Source organism: Candidatus Symbiopectobacterium sp. 'North America' (genome assembly GCF_015762685.1).
In the GTDB taxonomy this organism is placed as follows: Bacteria; Pseudomonadota; Gammaproteobacteria; order Enterobacterales; family Enterobacteriaceae; genus Symbiopectobacterium.
Genome location: NZ_PEHF01000018.1, coordinates 1 through 15,599, shown reverse-complemented (window position 1 = coordinate 15,599; position 15,599 = coordinate 1). Strand labels below are relative to the sequence as shown.

The 15,599-nt window shown below is 52.8% G+C and carries 11 protein-coding genes and 4 pseudogenes; 8 read left to right on the top strand and 7 right to left on the bottom strand.

The annotated features are described in order from the left end of the window. Nucleotides 1-46 precede the first annotated feature (46 nt). From recR to CS369_RS03970, 5 genes are all read right to left on the bottom strand, one after another. Nucleotides 47-652 carry a recombination mediator RecR gene (gene recR / locus CS369_RS03990; RefSeq protein ID WP_196906089.1) on the bottom strand — a complete coding sequence of 202 codons (606 nt, stop codon included), beginning with the start codon at nucleotides 650-652 and terminating at the stop codon, nucleotides 47-49. Next, on the bottom strand, nucleotides 652-972 hold the full coding sequence (locus CS369_RS03985) for a YbaB/EbfC family nucleoid-associated protein (RefSeq protein ID WP_196906087.1): 321 nt from the start codon (nucleotides 970-972) through the stop codon (nucleotides 652-654). Before CS369_RS03985 ends, recR begins: the two co-directional genes overlap by 1 nt. 39 nt (nucleotides 973-1,011) lie before the next feature. After that, a complete protein-coding gene (gene dnaX, locus CS369_RS03980; RefSeq protein ID WP_196906085.1) occupies nucleotides 1,012-2,997 on the bottom strand; it encodes a DNA polymerase III subunit gamma/tau in 1,986 nt (661 codons plus the stop codon). A 112-nt stretch (nucleotides 2,998-3,109) separates the two neighbouring features. After that, complete coding sequence (apt, locus tag CS369_RS03975; RefSeq protein WP_196906116.1) at nucleotides 3,110-3,661, bottom strand: adenine phosphoribosyltransferase; 552 nt, start codon at nucleotides 3,659-3,661, stop codon at nucleotides 3,110-3,112. Nucleotides 3,662-3,819: 158 nt separating this feature from the next. Continuing rightward, nucleotides 3,820-4,188, bottom strand: a complete 369-nt coding sequence (locus CS369_RS03970; RefSeq protein WP_196906115.1) for a DUF454 family protein — start codon at nucleotides 4,186-4,188, stop codon at nucleotides 3,820-3,822. A gap of 163 nt (nucleotides 4,189-4,351) precedes the next feature. On the opposite strand from CS369_RS03970, the gene priC reads away from it, so the two are divergent. Both priC and rsmS read left to right on the top strand, forming a co-directional pair. Then, nucleotides 4,352-4,891 carry a primosomal replication protein PriC gene (priC, locus tag CS369_RS03965; RefSeq protein WP_196906084.1) on the top strand — a complete coding sequence of 180 codons (540 nt, stop codon included), beginning with the start codon at nucleotides 4,352-4,354 and terminating at the stop codon, nucleotides 4,889-4,891. A 22-nt stretch (nucleotides 4,892-4,913) separates the two neighbouring features. Continuing rightward, a pseudogene (gene rsmS, locus CS369_RS22965) lies at nucleotides 4,914-5,051 on the top strand (pleiotropic regulatory protein RsmS); the annotation flags it as partial. Between the two features lie 189 nt (nucleotides 5,052-5,240). Here the strand turns inward: rsmS and CS369_RS03955 are convergent. Together CS369_RS03955 and acrR are read right to left on the bottom strand one after the other, a co-directional pair. Next, nucleotides 5,241-8,464 (bottom strand): annotated as a pseudogene (locus CS369_RS03955) (MscS family mechanosensitive channel). Nucleotides 8,465-8,641: 177 nt separating this feature from the next. Continuing rightward, nucleotides 8,642-9,308: pseudogene (gene acrR / locus CS369_RS03950) on the bottom strand (multidrug efflux transporter transcriptional repressor AcrR). Nucleotides 9,309-9,450: 142 nt separating this feature from the next. On the opposite strand from acrR, the gene CS369_RS03945 reads away from it, so the two are divergent. The 6 genes and pseudogenes from CS369_RS03945 to CS369_RS03920 all read left to right on the top strand — a co-directional run bounded on the left by CS369_RS03945 (nucleotide 9,451) and on the right by CS369_RS03920 (nucleotide 15,523). Beyond that, complete coding sequence (locus CS369_RS03945; RefSeq protein WP_196906080.1) at nucleotides 9,451-10,644, top strand: efflux RND transporter periplasmic adaptor subunit; 1,194 nt, start codon at nucleotides 9,451-9,453, stop codon at nucleotides 10,642-10,644. 16 nt (nucleotides 10,645-10,660) lie between these two features. After that, a complete protein-coding gene (locus CS369_RS03940) occupies nucleotides 10,661-13,807 on the top strand; it encodes an efflux RND transporter permease subunit (protein WP_196906079.1) in 3,147 nt (1,048 codons plus the stop codon). 164 nt (nucleotides 13,808-13,971) lie between these two features. Continuing rightward, a complete protein-coding gene (locus CS369_RS03935) occupies nucleotides 13,972-14,220 on the top strand; it encodes a type B 50S ribosomal protein L31 (protein ID WP_196906077.1) in 249 nt (82 codons plus the stop codon). A 30-nt stretch (nucleotides 14,221-14,250) separates the two neighbouring features. Further along, a pseudogene (gene ykgO, locus CS369_RS03930) lies at nucleotides 14,251-14,389 on the top strand (type B 50S ribosomal protein L36). Nucleotides 14,390-14,888: 499 nt separating this feature from the next. Beyond that, a complete protein-coding gene (tomB, locus tag CS369_RS03925; protein WP_196906076.1) occupies nucleotides 14,889-15,257 on the top strand; it encodes an Hha toxicity modulator TomB in 369 nt (122 codons plus the stop codon). A 62-nt stretch (nucleotides 15,258-15,319) separates the two neighbouring features. After that, entirely contained in the window at nucleotides 15,320-15,523 is a 204-nt protein-coding gene (locus tag CS369_RS03920; protein WP_196906074.1) for an HHA domain-containing protein, read from the top strand. The last annotated feature ends 76 nt before the right edge of the window (nucleotides 15,524-15,599 follow it).

Genomic DNA, 15,599 nt, shown 5'->3' with positions numbered 1-15,599 from the left:
CGTCAGGTGAAGACGACACTACGCCAGGGAAAATGCAGCACAGCCGCTACAAACGGATGGGATGACGCCCCGCCAGCGAATGGGACAGCGTGGTGCCATCGACCATTTCTAACTCACCGCCGACTGGCACGCCGTGCGCAATACGGCTTGCCACCACGCCGTGCTGGGCACACAGTTCAGCAATGTAGTTGGCAGTCGCATCGCCTTCCACCGTCGGATTGGTGGCAAGAATCACTTCTGTCAGGTTTTCCTGCCCTAAGCGCTGTTCCAACAGGTCGAGTCCGATATCGTCCGGCCCGATGCCGTCCAACGGCGACAGATGCCCCATCAACACAAAGTAACGGCCGGCAAACTGTCCGGTCTGCTCAATGGCGTGGATATCTGCGGGGCTTTCCACCACGCAAATCTGGCCCGTTTGCTGACGACGCGGATTGGCACAGATCGCGCAGCGTTCCTGCTCGGTAAAGGTGCGGCAATCCACACAGTGACCGATTTCAGACATGGCGCGCGTCAGGGCCTGCGCCAAACGCATACCGCCGCTGCGATCGCGTTGCAGCAATTGAAACGCCATGCGCTGTGCTGATTTCGGCCCCACGCCCGGCAAGCAGCGCAGCGCCTCCATCAATGATTCAAGGAGCGGACTGGTTTGCATCAGAACGGCATCTTGAAGCCCGGCGGCAACTGCATACCGCTGGAAACTGACGCCATTTTCTCTTTCTGAGTTTCGTCGATACGGCGCGCGGCATCGTTGAATGCGGCAGCGATCAGGTCTTCCAGCATCTCTTTATCATCTTCCAGCAGGCTGGGATCGATTTCGACACGGCGGCAGTTATGTGCACCGTTGATAGTGACTTTGACCAGGCCTGCGCCTGATTCACCGGTCACTTCCAGGTTGGCAATCTCTTCCTGCATTTTGTCTTGCATCTGCTGGGCCTGCTTCATCAGATTGCCCAAACCACCTTTACCAAACATATGCTTCTCTCTATTGCATGGCTGCAAGAATTGCAGCGGTTAAACAGGGCGGATACTCTCTTCGTCCAGTTCCGCATCAAAGAAACGCCGCAGCGTTTGAATCGTTTTGTCGGTCATCAGAGACTCGCGCGCCTGCGCCAGTTTCTCTTCATAAATCGTCTGACGCCACTCCAGCGGTGTTAACGTACTGGGATCGTCATCCTCTACCACCACCAAGGTGATAGGCTTTCCATAATGTGCTGCCAATGCATCCATCAGCGTTTTTTGTGCCGACGGTGAATTCAAGTGACGCTGCGATGAACGTAAATGCAGCGTCACGGTTTCGTTATCCGTATCGACTTTAAACGCGTTAAGCGCCAGTTGCTGAACCAGTTTCGGTAGCGGTAAACGTTGAACCTCTGCCGCCCAGGCATCGCGCTCTTGCGCTTCTTCCGTCAATTTAGCCGCTAATTCCGGCGTTTTCTCGTACTCCAGTACCGTGCGCAACGCTTTAGGCGTGGCGGTAGTTTCTGCCACGGTGGTCTGCTGTTGCTGCGCGCGCCAGCGGTACGCCTCAGGCTTTTTCTGCGCTTCGCCGTTCTTGTCAGCCGTCTGACGCTGCTGACTGCGTTCTGTCATCGAGGCCAGGCGTTCCAGGGCCGATACCGCCGTGCCCGGCCGAGCGCCTTCCTGCGCTGCCGGCTCAGACTTTTTTGGTGGCGGCGTACCCTGTCGCTGCAATAACTGGCTGCGCGCCTGCAACAGTTGCGAAGTCGTGTCCGGTAGCGGCGCGGCCTGTGCAACAGGCTCCTCTGGCACCGCTATCGGCGATGACGGCGCGGCGACAGGAGATGAGGGTGCACTAGGCGTCGTCACCTGGCGCGCTGGCGCAATGCGCGCCTGAGGTGCGGCAGGCGCACTCGCCACCACTGGCACAGTTGCCACAGGTGCAATCACAGCCTGCGGGTGAAACGCCAACGCTCTGAGCAGCGTCATTTCAACTCCCATACGCCGGTCTGGCGCATAGGATAATTCTTTTCGTCCCACCAGCAACGTCTGATAGTAGAGCTGCACATCGGCAGGCGGTACGGCGAGCGCCAGATCGCGCAAGCGCGACGCAATGGGGGAATCTTCCAGCCCGAGCGCTATGGGCAGCAACTGCACCATCGCAATACGATGCAATAGCGTCAGCATCTCAACTAACAGCGTTTCCCACTCAACGCCACGCGACGCCGCCTGCTGAAGCAACGCCATAGTCTGTTCGCCGTTGGCATTGACGATAGCTTCAATCAGCGCCAGCGGCTGTTCATCATCTAACGTGCCCAGCATGCGCGCGACTGCATCGGTCAATACCGCGCCCTGCCCCATGGCAATCGCCTGATCGGTCAGGCTCAGCGCATCACGTAGGCTGCCCTCTGCCGCACGCGCCAGCAGTTGCAAGGCTCGCGGTTCGGTCGGAATCGCTTCGGCTTGCAGCACTTGCTCAAGGTGGTGACGGATTTGCTCCACATCCAGCGCTTTGAGATGAAATTGCAGACAGCGAGAAAGGATAGTGACCGGCAACTTCTGTGGATCGGTGGTCGCCAGCAGGAATTTAACGTGTTCGGGGGGCTCTTCCAGCGTTTTTAACAGCGCATTAAAGCTGTGGCGGGAGAGCATGTGCACTTCATCGATCAGGTAGACTTTGAACCGACCGCGCGCAGGGGCATACTGCACATTATCCAGCAGTTCGCGGGTGTCTTCTACCTTGGTGCGCGAGGCGGCATCAATCTCGATCAGGTCAACAAAACGCCCTTGCTCAATTTCCCGGCAATTCGCACACTGTCCACAAGGCGTGGCGGTAATGCCGCTCTCGCAGTTCAGTCCTTTCGCCAACAGGCGAGCGATACTAGTTTTCCCCACGCCACGCGTGCCGGAAAACAGATATGCGTGGTGAACCCGCCCCATAGAGAGACCATTGGCCAATGCGGTCAGCACATGTTCTTGACCAACGACATCAGCGAAAGATTGAGGACGCCACTTACGGGCCAGTACCTGATAGCTCATCAATACCGCAACGGTTGTGTAATTGAGGAGGCCATGCTAACACAGCCTCGCCGGACACGGCGAGGCTGTTTATCAGGATAGCCAACAGATTTACGACGGAAAAAAGGCAGGATCAATGGCCCGGGAAATTCACCAGACTGTAGCAGTTGATACCAAGATTATTCAAACGCTGCTCGCCGCCCAGATCGAACAGATTAATGATAAATGCCGCATCGGTGACGTCTCCGCCCAAAAGGCGAATCAGCTTAACCGTGGCCTCAATGGTGCCGCCGGTAGCCAGCAGATCGTCGATTACTAACACCTTGTCGCCAGCGCTGATGGCATCGGTGTGAATTTCCAGGCTGTCAGTGCCGTACTCCAACTCATAGCTTTCTGAAATCGTCGGGCGCGGCAGTTTGCCAGGTTTACGCACCGGCACAAAACCCACACTCAACGCCACTGCCACCGGGGCACCGAACAGAAAACCGCGCGCTTCCGTGCCCACCACTTTTGTTACGCCAGTGTCACGAAAACGGTTTACCAGCATCTCGATACTGGTCGCATACGCGACGGGCGCTTCCAGCAGACTCGTGACATCACGGAACAAGATCCCCGGTTTGGGATAATCGGGAATGCTTTTAATGCTGTTTTTGATTAATTCTGACTGCTGTGCGGTTACGCTCATCATCTTTTGCCTGATAGTACGCTTTAAAAAATCTTACCCATGACCGCTGCTGCTCCTTTCCACTCATCGATACTGAGAGATAACCGGAGGCAAACAGCACACGAAAACGCTCAAATCTAGTCAAACTGACGATCAAATGCAATAGCCTGCGGTGGGTTTTATTGTCGCGGATCAACAACTAGCAGGCGCAACATAAAGGTTAGCAAGACCGCCATTATCGTTAACAGCAGCACTCTGACCCATACCATATCCACCAGCCACAGCGAAATAGCGAAGGTCAGCACGATCATCACCACCGCTTTGCCTTTCGCTCCTGGCGGCAATGCCCGGTGATCCTGCCAGTGCCTCAAATAGGGACCAAACCAGGAACGGTAGAGCAGCCAGGCATGAAAACGCGGTGAGGAACGGGCAAAGCACCATGCGGCCAGCAGCAGGAACGGGGTGGTCGGCAACAGCGGCAACACAACGCCTAACGTCGCCAGCACAACCGCTAACCATCCCAACACCACCAACCCGATACGATACATCACTGCTCATCCTCTTCACATTACGTACTAGCACTCTAGCATACCGCCCGTCACTGACGTTAGTTAAGATGCGCTCATCTTTCTTCCCCACGCGCAAAAGGCTTGTGCCTGCTGACAATCCCGTGCAAGCTTGGCTTTATCATTTCATTATGTGGGTCAATCCGTGAACCGCCACCACTTTCTTCAGGCGTTGGAACATCAACTTGTCCTGTTGGCTCAGGCGGTCGCTCCGCTGGCAAACAGGCCGTTGGCCTATTCCCGTTTTGATCGCCAGCTGTTTCAATCACATGGCACGCGTTTGCGCGATTATCTGAATGAAGTTGAGCAAAATTTTCAGTCCTTGCGCCATCTGGTAGCAGAAAACCGTACCGAACGCGTCGCGTTCATGACGGAAAAATTGGTCGCGCAGATCGGCGCACTACAACGAGAACTCTCCACACAGGCGCTACGCCGTCAGGAGGAGACGACGCCGGTCGCCATCGCCAGCGATCTGTATCAAAAGCTGGCAGAGCACCAGGACTATGAACGACGTCTGAATCTGATGATTCAGGACCGGGAAAGCCAACTCGACAGAGCGGCAACGTTGAGCGCGCAGCAACAGTTGCAACGTGAGATGGCCGCGCTCGAAGGCCGGTTAGCACGGTGTCGTCAGGCGCTGGCGCGTTTAGAGCGTCAGGTGGAAAGGCGTGAACAAGGGCTGTAACCGCAACCAAAGGACCTAACGCATGTCGCTGGAAAATGCCCCGCCAGAGGTCAAACTGGCAGTCGATCTGATTATGCTGCTAGAGGAGAGTGATATCACACCCGATGTGGTGCTGGCTGCGTTAGAGATTGTGCGACGTGACTATGAATCCAAGGCACATGCGGTAACAGGGCCTGAGCCTGACAACGGATGGCCCTACTTTCACCGTCATTCCCGCGAAGGCGGGAATCTCATACCGAAGAAACGAGTTTATTCTCACAGAGATCCCCAGCTTTCGCCGAGGATGACGAGAGGGAAGCCGAGGATAACCAGGGGAAAAGTGGTTTTGTTATCATACGGATGACCCCGCTTACGCCGTTTCACCTGCCGCGTTACCACCCAACGCGCGGTTTATTTCCTGTACTTCGCTGCCCTGTTTGTTATGCAGGTAGACTTCAAGCTGATTAAACGCGATATCAATATTATTTTCCCGACACAGCCTGTCGATACTGCGGTTTAACTCATCCACCGTATAGCTGCGATCGCGCAGTTCCCGCACGTAAAGCCGCAGTTTGTGATCCAGCGAGCTGGCACCAAACGCCAGGAAAAACACCTGCGGCTCAGGATCGGTCATCACGCGGCTGTTCTCATGTGCCGCCTGCAACAGCACCGCTTTCACCTTGTCCAGATCGGAGCCGTAGGCCACGCCAATTTTAATCAGCACACGCGTAATGGTGTCCGACAGTGACCAGTTGATCAACAGCTCGGTCACGAAGGCTTTATTGGGAATAATCACTTCTTTGCGATCGAAATCCGTAATGGTGGTGGCGCGAATACGAATTTTGCTTACCGAACCGGAGAAGGTGCCAATGGTGATGGTATAGCCAATGCGTACCGGACGTTCGAACAGAATGATCAGGCCGGAAATAAAGTTAGCAAAAATTTCCTGCAAACCAAACCCTAACCCCACCAACAACGCGGTAACCAGCCACTGCAACTTGTCCCATGACACCCCGATAGAACTGAGCGAGGTGGTGGTACCCACGCCATGATCAGGTAGCTCAACATGGTGGTAATGGCGTAAGAGGTGCCCTGACGCAACTGCAAACACGACAATACCAGCACTTCCAGCAAGCCCGGCAAGTTGCGCATTAACACATAGGCCACCACCGCGACGATGATCGACAGCATCAGATTGCCCAGCGTCACCGCCTGCAATAAGGCATTGCCCGCCACGGTCGCGTTGTAATGCCACAGCGTAATGCTGTCCAGGTAGGACATCACCGTGACCAAATCGGACCAAATCGGACCAAATCCAGTAGAGCACGCCGGAGAAAATCAGCAGCAGCACCATGGTGGTCAAACGCAACGATGGCTGACCAATCTGATCCAGCGCCAACGGCGGTTCCGGTGCCGGTTCGCTGCCCTCAGCCCCTTCTTTATTCAGGTTCTGACGACGAGCCACTGCACGACGGTATGCCAATCGACGCGCCGCAACGCTCAAACCACAGATAGTGGTCAGATAAACCAGGTTCCACACCAGTAACAAATACAGGCTTTCCACCCGGATAGTGTGTGTCTCTTTTTCCCGCCAACTGTCACGACAAAGCGGAAACACCAGAATGCCCAACAGGATCAGGTTGCAGAAAATCACAATCTGCCCGATCACGTCATCCACCAGATAGAGCGGTGCTTTCTCGCCGATAACCGACCAGAAGATCAACAGCATCAGCGCTCCCCCCAGCCGCAGCGCCTAACGGCGGTAGTGGGCTGCCAGTGAAACGCTAAAATTGAAGTGCCGCTCACCGATACCGCCGGGTTTCATCGCCCGATAGAGCAAACCGAACACCAGCCACAGCAGCGCAAACTGCTGACTCATGCCCCACACGGCATCCCCGACGGCGTTTTCGGCATAGTGAAAGCACAGACCAAACGCGAGGATCAGCATAATCCCCGGCAGCACCATCACGGTTTCCAATAACAAGGCTTGCGGCGTGTGGCGCTGCGAATCCCGTTTTAGCTGCCCGACATCATTCGACAAGCGCTCGATATAACCAGCGATAAGACGCCGCCGCCAATAGATCAGCCCGCTCACCAGCAGCATCGGTACAATAAAAATTAACGCCCGTAACGCCCCTGACTCCAATCATCCCACTGGAAAGCCAGATTGGAATGACGCACTTGTTGTTTCAATCCCTCGGGCAACTCTTTCAGCCAGGTCCAATCCATCGGTTTATTACTGCTGACCCAGAAAATCTGCTGCGTCAGCGTATGCTGCAATGATGCCGTTACGCTGACCAGTTGCTGACGGTTGATTTGCAGGTTAATAGCCAGCATCAGTTGGTTGCCCAGTTGCTTATTAAGCTGTTCGAGCAGTTCACGCCGCGTATCAAGGATCTGGTCCAACGCATCGTGCACTTCATCATCCAGCGCAACCCCCTTGTTGGCCGCCATCAATTTGCTGATGTATTCGTCGCCACGAAACAGCACATCACGCTGCTGATTGATCTCAAACTGCTCCAGACGCAGATCGGCAATTTGCGTGCTCATATCATTCATGGAGGAGGCAGAAGGCGGGTTAAGCTGCTGCTGATACAGGATGCGCGACAGCAACAAACTGCCTTTGAGCACGGTGACCTGCTCTTTAAGGTTACGTTCGGATTGCAGGGTGCGATCGAGCCAGTTCTTCACCTGAATGCTTTACTGAACCAGGGTATTGCTCGACTGCGTCGCCACAACCAGGCGCTGGCTGAGTTGGTGGTTGGTTTCCATCTCCGCTTTCACCAGCGGGTTGTCCTGTATGCGCTGCGTGTCTTCCGAGGTTTGCGCCTCTTTGCCGGTTTTCTCCGACAGCGTTAGCCGTTTGCCGTTGAGTACCCCTTGCAACGCCTGCACCATTTTCTCTAACTGATTAATCTGGGCAGAGGCATAGTCACGCTGCTTCTGTAGCAAATCTTGCAGCGTGGTGTTCACTTCCAGGCTTTTACGCTGTTGCTCCATTTGCACACCCACCAAGGCCTGCTCGGTTTGCAGCAGCGCTTGCTGGCTGGCGCACAGCCCATTCTGACTGGCTTCCATGCCGTTGAGCTGGTTGCGAATCTGCTGGCTGCGCTGCGACAGCGCGGTTAATGCGCTTTGTACACGTTACGGCTGGGTTTGCAGAGAGATCAACTGACTGTTGTAGGTCGAAAGGTTTTCCTGCGCCGACTGTAAGTTATCCAGAGATTCATTGAGACGGGTTTCCAATTGGCGCAGCGAGAGCGCCTCAAGCGACGCCGTGGCAACATCATTATTGCTTAACGGAGCCAGATCGTCTGCCGCCTGACGCAGTTTGGCGGGCGCTTGCGTCGCCTGTTGCTTTAGCTGTGCGGTCTCCTGGCGTACTCGATCAATGGCATCCAGATACTCAAGCGTGTGCGTGAGATCCTGCTGAGTCAGTTTATCGGCTTCCGTCAGGTTTTTCTGCTTGCCGAGCGGGTCCAGTCGTCCCTGGATCTCACTGCGCGTGGGAATATCATTACTGGTCGCAGCCTGTGCAGCAGTAGAAAATCCAATGGAAAATAGCACTAAAAGGGCAACGCAGCGGGAAACAATCGATAGAATACGCGGGAAATCAAGGCCGCGAGAAAGGGACTTGCAGTACATGATACGTCGTCAGGCATAAAAAGAATGGCGAAGAATATCACGGTTCTGCACGCTAACGCACGGAGCAAACCTGACGAAAAAGTAACGATTCATTATAACGGACAGTGTGTTATAACAGATTGAATCTTAGTCGGCGTTTTCTTGTACAGGCGTGGCGAGCGGCAGTCTGAGTGCCGGGCTGAAACGCAGCATATCAATAAAGCTGTCTACCAGGGTTGGCGCCTCCTGATGGATATCAAAGCTTTCAGGCAGAAACAGCCAGTTTTCCAGGATACCGGAGAAATAGGCGCGCAACGTCACGGCGGCACGACGCAAATGCAGATCGGACGGCAGGAAACCCAACTGAATACTGTGATTGAGGCTATCCTCAATCTGTTCATAGCAGGAAAAATAGAGCACCTTGCGTTGCGTTATACGACGGTAACATTTCACCGACAAACTCACACTTATGGAAATTGATCTCCATTATCGAGCGCCACTGGGTGTCGGTCGTCGTCAAACGCAGCATATAGATCAGTAGCTCACGCATCACATGCAGTGGATTATCAGGGAATTTTGCCTGATACTCAGATTCGAAATCGTTGATTTTCGTCTCGGACAACGTCCAGATTGCATCAAACAACTCAGCCTTGTTTTTGAAGTGCCAATAAATCGCGCCGCTCGTGACGCCTGCGGCGGCAGCGATAGCCGCCAGCGAAGTGGCGAAGACGCTGAACTAGGAGAATAGGCGTAAGGCCGTATCAATAATGTGTTGTCGAGTTTCCTGGGCCTGCTGTTTGGTTTTTCGTGCCATGGCGCTGTTTTTTAAAGGAAGCGTGATTTACATACATTCGCGAATGTATGTAGCATAACACGCTTGCAGGATTATCGCAGCAATGGGTTTTAGGGCTTGTGATCCATTGGTCAAATTCAAATCGGACACTTGAGGTTTATTTATGAACAAAAACAGAAGGCTTATGCCTCTGGCGGCAGTCCTGATACTTTCTGGCGGCTTAGCGCTCACTGGGTGTGATAATAAAAATGAAGGTCAGCAGCAAGGCGGCCAGCAAGCGCCTGAAGTCGGCATTGTGACCCTCAAAACACAACCGCTGAACGTGATTACCGAACTTCCAGGGCGCACTAACGCATTCCGCATTGCTGAGGTTCGGCCTCAGGTGAGCGGTATTATTCAGAAGCGTCACTTCGTCGAAGGGAGCGACGTGAAAGCGGGCACGTCTCTGTGCCAGATTGACCCGGCAACCTATCAGGCGGCTTACAACAGTGCGAAAGGCTCGCTGGCACAAGCACAGGCTCAGGCAGAAATCGCCCGCTTGACCGTGAACCGTTACAAACCGCTGGTTGGCACCAATTATGTCAGCAAGCAGGATTACGATCAGGCATTGGCAACACAGCGCCAGGCAGAAGCCAGCGTACAAGCGGCACAAGCCTCTGTGGATTCTGCGCTGATCAACCTGAACTACACCAAAGTACTCTCCCCGATTTCAGGCCGCGTCGGTAAATCTACGGTCACCGAAGGGGCATTGGTGGCTTCCGGTCAGGCGAAGGCGTTGACCAGCGTTCAGCAACTCGACCCGATCTATGTGGATGTGACGCAATCCAGTAATGACTATTTGCGACTGAAGCGTGAGCTGGAACAAGGCACGTTGAAACAAGCCAGTGGCAAAGCTACCGTGCGTTTGTTGCTGGATAACGGCACGGAGTATGCACAAAATGGTACGCTGGAATTTTCTGATGTCACGGTAGATGAAACCACGGGGTCTATCACCCTGCGCGCTATCTTCCCGAACCCACAACACGATTTGTTACCCGGCATGTTTGTACGTGCACGCCTTGATTCAGGTGTGAACAATGACGCGCTGCTGGTGCCGCAACAAGGCGTGACGCGCAATCCGCGCGGTGAAGCCACCGCCATGATTGTTGGTGAAGGTGACAAGGTTGAAACACGCACGCTCACGACAGCCCAGGCTATCGGCAGCAACTGGCTGGTGACCTCCGGCCTTAAAGCAGGCGATCGTCTTATCGTGACTGGGTTGCAGAAAATCAGACCGGGCGTGCCCGTCAGAGCAAAAGAGACGGCACCTGGGAATGGTGAAGAAAAACCTGCGCAGTCTGAACCCGCGAAGTCTTAACAGGAGCCTGTAATTCATGGCTAAGTTTTTTATTGATCGTCCCATCTTTGTATGGGTACTCGCCATTATGGTGATGCTGGCGGGGGCGTTGGCAATTATCAAGTTGCCTATCGCCCAATATCCGACCATTGCACCACCGGCTATTGAAATAACGGCGAACTACCCGGGCGCGGATGCTTCTACACTGCAAGACTCTGTGACGCAGGTTATCGAACAGAACATGAACGGTATCGATAACCTGCTCTACATGGCTTCCAGCAGTGATTCATCAGGTACGGTTCAGATTACGCTGACGTTTGACTCGAAAGCGGATCCGGACATTGCTCAGGTTCAGGTACAGAACAAACTGCAACTGGCGATGCCATTGTTGCCGCAGGAAGTGCAGCAACAGGGCGTAAGCGTACAGAAATCGAGCAGCAGCTTCCTGATGGTAGCCGGCTTTATTTCTGAAGACGGTTCACTGACGCAGCAGGATATCGCTGACTATGTGGCTGCCAATATCAAAGATCCGCTCAGCCGTACCAACGGTGTCGGTGACGTGCAGTTGTTTGGTGCCCAATATGCGATGCGTATCTGGTTGGATCCGAACAAGCTCAACAGCTTCCAGATGACCACGGGTGATGTGGTAGCAGCCATCAAAGTGCAGAACAACCAGATTGCCTCTGGACAATTGGGTGGTACACCGCCGCTGCCGGGGCAGAAGCTTAATGCTTCTATCATTGCCCAGACACGACTGAAATCTGCCGATGAGTTCTCCAACATTCTGCTGCGCGTCAACGCTGACGGTTCGCAGGTGCACCTGCGTGATGTCGCCCGCGTAGAGTTGGGTGGTGAAGATTACAGCGTTATTGCGCGTTACAACGGCCAGGCAGCCGCAGGGGTCGGTATCAAACTGGCAACCGGTGCCAATGCGCTGGATACCGCCTCCGCCGTTAAAGCCGAGTTGGGTAAGTTACAGCATTTCTTCCCGGCTGGGTTGAAAGTGGTTTATCCCTACGACACCACGCCGTTCGTTAAGATCTCGATTAACGAAGTGGTAAAAACGCTAGCGGAAGCCATCGTGCTGGTGTTCCTGGTGATGTACCTGTTTCTGCAAAACTTCCGCGCCACGCTGATCCCGACGATCGCGGTGCCAGTGGTGTTGTTAGGCACCTTTGCCATCCTTTCTGCCTTCGGTTACTCGATTAACACCTTAACCATGTTCGCCATGGTACTGGCCATCGGCCTGCTGGTGGATGACGCCATCGTGGTGGTGGAGAACGTCGAGCGCGTAATGATGGAAGAAGGGCTACCGCCCAAGGAAGCCACCAAGAAATCAATGTCGCAGATTCAGGGAGCGCTGGTCGGTATTGCGCTGGTACTGTCTGCGGTATTTATTCCGATGGCGTTCACGGGCGGTTCTACCGGTGCCATTTACCGTCAGTTCTCCATCACCATTGTGTCCGCGATGGTGCTGTCTGTACTGGTAGCGTTGATTCTGACACCAGCGCTTTGTGCCACGCAGCTCAAACCCATCGCGAAGGGCGACCATCACGAAAAAACGGGTTTCTTCGGTTGGTTCAACAAGCTGTTTGAAAAGAGCACCACCCATTACACCGATAGCGTTGCCAATATTTTGCGCAGTACCGGCCGTTATCTGGTGGTCTACCTGCTGATTGTGGTTGGCCTCGCAGTGCTTTTCATGCGTTTGCCAAGCTCCTTCCTGCCGAAAGAAGACCAGGGCGTACTCTTGACGATGGTGCAACTGCCCGCTGGTGCAACTCAAGAGAGCACCGAGCGCGTGCTGGAGCGTGTAACCAAACACTACCTGGAGAATGAGAAAGACAACGTTAATTCGGTGTTTACCGTTAACGGTTTCGGCTTCTCCGGTCGTGGGCAGAACGCCGGTCTGGTCTTTGCCAGTCTGAAAGACTGGGGCGAACGTCCCGGAGCAGCAAACAAGGTTGGTGCCATTGCCGGTCGTGCTAACGCTGCCTTCTCGCAAATCAAGGAAGCGATCGTTATCGCCTTTAACGTCCCCGCCATCGTTAAGCTGGGTACCGCAACCGGTTTTGACTTCCAGTTGCTGGATCAGGCTAACCTGGGGCACGAGAAGCTGACTGCGGCACGTAACCAACTGCTGGGAATGGCCGCACAGCGTCCTGATACCGTAGTTGGCGTACGTCCAAACGGCATGGAAGATACCCCGCAGTTCCGTATCGATATCGATCAGGAAAAAGCTCAGGCGCTGGGTGTATCTCTGTCGGATATCAACGCCACGCTGGCAACCGCGCTGGGCGGCAGCTACGTCAATGACTTTATTGACCGTGGACGTGTGAAGAAAGTGTATGTGCAGGCTGATGCGCCGTTCCGTATGCTGCCAAGCGATATTGAGCGCTGGTATGTTCGCGGCAGCAACAACCAGATGGTGCCGTTCTCTTCCTTCTCACAAAGCCACTGGACGCATGGTTCACCGCGTCTGGAACGCTATAACGGGCGGCCGTCCATGCAGATTCAAGGTGAAGCAACCTCAGGTAAAAGTACCGGTGAAGCGATGGCCTTGATGGAAGAATTCGCCAAACAGTTGCCGGAAGGTATTGGTTACGACTGGACCGGGATGTCTTATCAGGAACGTCTGTCAGGTAACCAGGCACCAGCCCTGTATGCCATTTCGCTGATTGTGGTGTTCCTGTGTCTGGCCGCACTGTACGAGAGTTGGTCTATCCCCTTCTCCGTCATGCTGGTGGTGCCGCTCGGGATCATTGGTGCGCTGCTGGCCGCCACCATGCGTGGATTGGAGAACGACGTCTACTTTAAGGTAGGGCTATTGACCACCATTGGTCTATCGGCGAAGAACGCTATTCTTATCGTTGAATTCGCCAAAGACCTCATGGAGAAAGAAGGCAAAGGCTTGGTGGAGGCGACGCTTGATGCAGTACGTATGCGTCTGCGCCCCATCCTGATGACCTCGTCAGCCTTTATCATCGGCGTAGTGCCGTTGGTAATCAGTTCCGGTGCAGGTTCCGGCGCGCAGAACGCTGTAGGTACTGGCGTAATGGGCGGGATGATTACCGCAACGGTGCTGGCGATCTTCTTCGTTCCTGTCTTCTTTGTGGTGGTACGCCGTCGCTTTAGCAAGAAAAATGAAGATATTGAACACAGCCATATCGTTGAAAAACAATAACTCAGTTATTCCCTAAAGGCCGCGCAAGCGGCCTTTTTTTTGCCTGCCTGTTTTGACCATCGTCCTGCTCTCACTCCGTCACCCCCCTCAGACACAAGAGGGTTGATCTTGTACCTGAAGAAGCACACAATTAGTTATGTTATAATATAACAACGGAGTTTTTAATGAAAGCAAATATCCACCCGCACTACCGTACTGTAGCCTTTCACGATACCAGTGCTGATGAGTATTTTATGGTTGGCTCAACCATCCAGACAGACCGCACCATCGAACGGGACGGCGTAACCTATCCCTATGTCACTATTGATGTATCGTCAGCATCACATTCTTATTACACCGGGAAACAAAAAGAGTATGCCAAAGAAGGAAGCACGGCACGCTTTAACAAGCGTTTTGGCCATTTTTTAAAATAGCGAAATATGTAATTTTCAACGGGAGAAAGTATGCAGGTTCTCAGTTCATTACGTTCGGCAAAAACACGCCATAAAGATTGTAAGGTTTTTCGTCGGCACGGGCGTTTATGTTATTTGTAAGACAAATCCACGTTTTAAGGCCGTGCAAGGCAGAAAGAAAAAACGCTGATAATGACAGCAGCGCACCGTTCAAGCCCTAGACCTGTCCAGGGCTTTTTATTATATATCAAAGTGTTAATAAAAGCCCATTCCCAAGCGCTCACACAATTAATTTCCTTTCTGCGCGTGATGATATTGCCCCGCCAAGTAACCTTTATAAAATAATTCTCGCTCTAATTTGTAAGAGAATTTAATAAAGTAATATTATGAAACACAGTATCAACTATTATATATATCGGCTATACCGATCGTCTATCTGATTAAATAGGGTCAAAAACCTTACTTATTTTTTGCGATAATCTGTGATTCTTTTGCTATAGTTAGCGTATGGGTGATGCGGTATGTCGTGTAATCTGCACTCTCCATCAGGATAAATGTGAGCTTATTTCATCACTTAACCCAAGGAGTAACCAACTGTTGTCAGGGTTTTCTATTACGTTCCATCAGCGTTGCAGGTTTCAAAGGCAGGCTGAGGTAATGTGGAATAACAGCATGACGGAGTGAACGATATGGATGAATACTCACCGAAACATTATGATATTGCCCAACTCCGATTCTTGTGTGAAAATCTCTGTGACGGAAGCATAGCCACATTGGGGGATAGCAGTCATGGCTGGGTCAATGACCCAACATCTGCGATCAATCTCCAATTAAATGAATTGATTGATCATATAGCTATATTTATTCTGACATTTAAAATAAAATACCCCGATGAAGACGAGCTTTCAAAACGGGTCGAGCAGTATTTAGATGACACCTATGCTTTGTTCAGTAACTATGGGATTAATGGTGCCGAACTGCAACGCTGGCAACGCTCCAAAACCACGTTATTAGGAATGTTCTCACAGGAGAACGTCTGTTCATCTGCTAAATCTTAAGCAATAGATGCTTTTATATTAATTAACCACCAGGTGCTGGTATTGTTTTGATAAAGGTCGCCATGAAAAAAATTGATTATTTGATGCGCTTACGCAAGTGTACAACGATTGACACGCTTGAACGCGTTATCGAGAAGAACAAGTATGAGCTGTCCAGCGATGAGCTGGAAATGTTTTATTCCGCCGCCGATCACCGTTTAGCTGAGCTAACGATGAACAAGCTTTACGACAAAATCCCTACCGCCGTTTGGAAATACGTACGTTAAATCACTGTGTTTATATGGGTCTTCCCCGATCATGGTGGGAGACTCATAACCCCATGTTTAACCTGCCGTAATGGAA